This window comes from Desulfobacula sp. (assembly GCF_021107415.1).
In genome coordinates this window covers 1-3,382 of record NZ_JAIOSW010000041.1, presented here as the reverse complement: position 1 = coordinate 3,382, position 3,382 = coordinate 1, and the positions used below count along the sequence as shown (strand labels likewise).

Below are 3,382 nucleotides of genomic sequence, written 5' to 3'. Positions count from 1 at the left end.
ACCTATTGTGTTCGACTCAAAATTATAGTTTATTGTGAGAAGAGGTACTTATTAAGTGTTTAGGAGCACCCAGATACTTTAAAGGATGACTTTTAGAATATAGAAAACTGACCTCTATGCAAAACAATCTTCATTAAAGGAAAGCTATGGAAGTATTTCTGGCAAGGCAGCCGATCTTTACGCTTGAGAAAAAGATTTTCGGATATGAACTTCTATTCAGGCTCGGCCTGGAAAATGCATTCCCTGATGTTGATGGGAATGCAGCGACTTCAACTCTTGTGTCAAATATCTTTTTCCCTTTTGATTTCAATGAAATTTTAGGAGGAAAACCGGGTTTGATCAATTTTACTGAAAAGCTAATTCTTCAAAAGATACCTTTGCTCCTCTCAAAAGATCATTTTATTATTGAGGTTCTGGAAGATATTGAACCAAATGAAAACGTGATATCAGCTCTCTCTCTATTTTGTGAAAAAGGATTCACTATTGCGCTGGATGATTTTGTTTATCACAAAAAATTTTTGCCAATGATAGAACTTTGTAAAATCATTAAATTTGATTTGAGAGCGATGCCATTGGATGGTCTTTTTGATATAGTAAAACAAATCAAATCTGACTATAAAATAACCCTTTTAGCAGAAAAAGTTGAGACCTATGAAGAATTTGATCAGGCAGAAGAAATGGGATTTGAGTTGTTCCAAGGATATTTTTTTTCTAAACCTGAAGTGTTATCGACAACAGGAATATCATCCGGGCAGATAACAAAACTAAAGCTCATTAATGAAGTCGGCCGTAAAGAACTGATTTTAAAAAACGTGGAAAAATTAATTAAAAATGACGCTGCAGTATCATTTAAGCTGCTCAGATTTATTAACTCTGCTTATTTTAATAGACAGAATCCTATTAACACCATTAAAGATGCCATAACCTATCTTGGAACAAATGAACTCAGAAAATTCATCAGCATTGTTGTGATATCCGATTTGAGCACTAAAAAACCCAATGAATTAGTTCGGACTTCAATTATTCGTGCCAGAATGTGTGAAAGATGCGGCACAGTTTTGAATACCAGATTTTCAATAGATGAATTATTTACGCTGGGTCTTTTTTCTTTAATGGATGCCATACTGGATTGTAAAATGGAAGATATCCTTGAACAAATTGTCCTCTCGGAAAAAATGGAAACTGCATTGTTTGGAAGGGATAAAGAATTTAAGATTATTTTAAATATCGTCAAGAGCTTTGAACAAGGGAATTGGAAGAATGCATTTTTTACTGCTATATCCGGCAAATCCATTGAAACAAAACTGCCCGAATTTTATTTTGATTCGGTAAAAATGGCTAATTCATTTTTTTAACGAATGTAAGATAAAATACTGAGGAACCTCTCCCGGAAAAGTGGACACTTTTTTAAACCATTATTTGGAAAAATATTTTAAAAGTTGTATGCTTCCTTTAAATTTCAGAGGCTTAATAGATCCATACATAATAAATTTTATAGAATTTCAAGCTCTGAGAAAAATACTTTAAATTCCGATGAATATATTTAAAAATTTTTTCAGATCAAATTCTTATCTTAAAAATCAATCCCATATTGATCAATCCTGTATCTCATTGACCGATGGGAGATCCCTAAAACTTTAGATGCATCATTTTAAAAAAAGGGGCAGGGTCTGCGGGATCAGGCGGGGTAAACTCGTTACATAATTGGAGAGTAACCAGATTTTTCAAAAATAATATCGGGGGATTCAAAAATGAAATCTATATATTTAATTGAATTTAAAGAATTTCTTATTCTCTTAAAATAATTTAAGAGGGTAGATTCATCAATGACCAAACTCTGATGCAAAAATATCTAAATCATTCTTGTCAATTAATCCATCAGAATTCAAATCTGCAAACAAATCACCCGCCATATATTTACTCGCAAAATTTGCCAGATTCTTACCATCAACATCAATATCAATATCAGAATCACTCTTATAAGGAGTCATGTCCATAACATTTGTACTGCCGAATATCTCTGTCATTTCAAAAATATAATCAGAATCTTTGCTATAAATAACCGAATATCCATTTGCCATAATACCATCTGAGCGGAAAAAGATAAATTTTAAAGCTTCCACAGGCGTACCATCTATATCATAATCATCTTCCTCTACAAATACAAACCAACTATTACCACCATCAATCTGTAGGAAATCAACTAATGTGATTCTTTCGGTTTCAGTCGGCTTTGGTTGGTCAAAAGCCATTTGGATTGATACTGAAAAAGGAATACTTATGAAAGGCATCCCAGGAATATTATTTTCCACATCAATGGAGTCCATGAAATGAATTTCTGTAATATCGGAAATATTATCACCGTTTTTCCCCTCTTTAAAATAAAAGTCTTTCCCGCCGATTGCCTCATAATCAGAAATATTATCTGGAAATGTCATAACAGTAGGATCTACGCTGCCATTTATTACAACGTCTCTTAATGTTTTAGACATCTGTTTAATCCGCTCATATTCTTCCTCAGTTTCAACAGAATAAATTTTATGTATTAAAGGGATGGTACAAGGTTCGCCAGACAAACTGTTATAATTTATAACAGCTTTTGCTCGACCTTCCTGAATTTTCATCAGTCCTATGGTAACATAACCTGGGCATAAAAACCCTGGACTTAAAGAGGTTCCACTGCATGGATTACTATATATATCAAATATGTCATCATCATCTTCGGTTAAAGCAATACTGCTAATATCTAAATTTGCCGTTGCTATGGAATTGTTACCGATACCCAGTGATAAAGGTCCGGAACCTGGTCGATCTTCTCCATTAATTTTAACAGTAGTAAACAACCAGGCTTTGGGAAAAACATAGAGAGCCGGAGCTATTCTGAATTTTTTTTCACATGTATCTTCCTGTCCGTATTCATCCGTTAACGTAAAAATAACAGTATATTCACCCACATCATTAAATGTTTTACTAACTATTTCGCCCGTGCCAGTAGTATCATCACCGAAGTCCCATATATAAGAACAGATTTGTCCCTCTGGACAGACTGAGTCTGTTGTATCAAATGTTATGGAGTCTCCCAATAATGGTTTTGTGGGAGTGTACGAAAATATCGCCTCCGGGGGTGGCAAAAAATCAATTTTTACTTGTCTTAAATTAGCAGAGGAATATGCTAATGCAGTATTGGCCTCAATGAATACATCGGCGTGGGCATAAAGTGAAATATGGGCATAAAAAAAATTATCAATACGGGGTGGTCGGTTAGCTCCTCCTGCTGTATCACCAAGAATATCCGTGCGTAACTTTCTCATCTGTAATTGGGCTAGTCGCAACAGCTTGCTCTATCAGTCGTCGAAAAACTAATCCACGACTACTGGAAGTT

The 3,382-nt window shown here is 34.4% G+C and carries 2 protein-coding genes and 1 pseudogene; 1 reads left to right on the top strand and 2 read right to left on the bottom strand.

Annotated features, from left to right (window positions below):
- Positions 1 to 146: 146 nt before the first annotated feature.
- Positions 147 to 1,355 carry an EAL and HDOD domain-containing protein gene (locus tag K8S13_RS02255; protein ID WP_291460099.1) on the top strand — a complete coding sequence of 403 codons (1,209 nt, stop codon included), beginning with the start codon at positions 147 to 149 and terminating at the stop codon, positions 1,353 to 1,355.
- Between the two features lie 468 nt (positions 1,356 to 1,823).
- On the opposite strand, the gene K8S13_RS02250 is transcribed toward K8S13_RS02255, so the two are convergent.
- On the bottom strand, positions 1,824 to 3,311 hold the full coding sequence (locus K8S13_RS02250; RefSeq protein ID WP_291460098.1) for a PKD domain-containing protein: 1,488 nt from the start codon (positions 3,309 to 3,311) through the stop codon (positions 1,824 to 1,826).
- Positions 3,280 to 3,382, bottom strand: a pseudogene (locus tag K8S13_RS02245) (IS1595 family transposase); the annotation flags it as partial. The pseudogene K8S13_RS02245 and the gene K8S13_RS02250, both read right to left, overlap by 32 nt.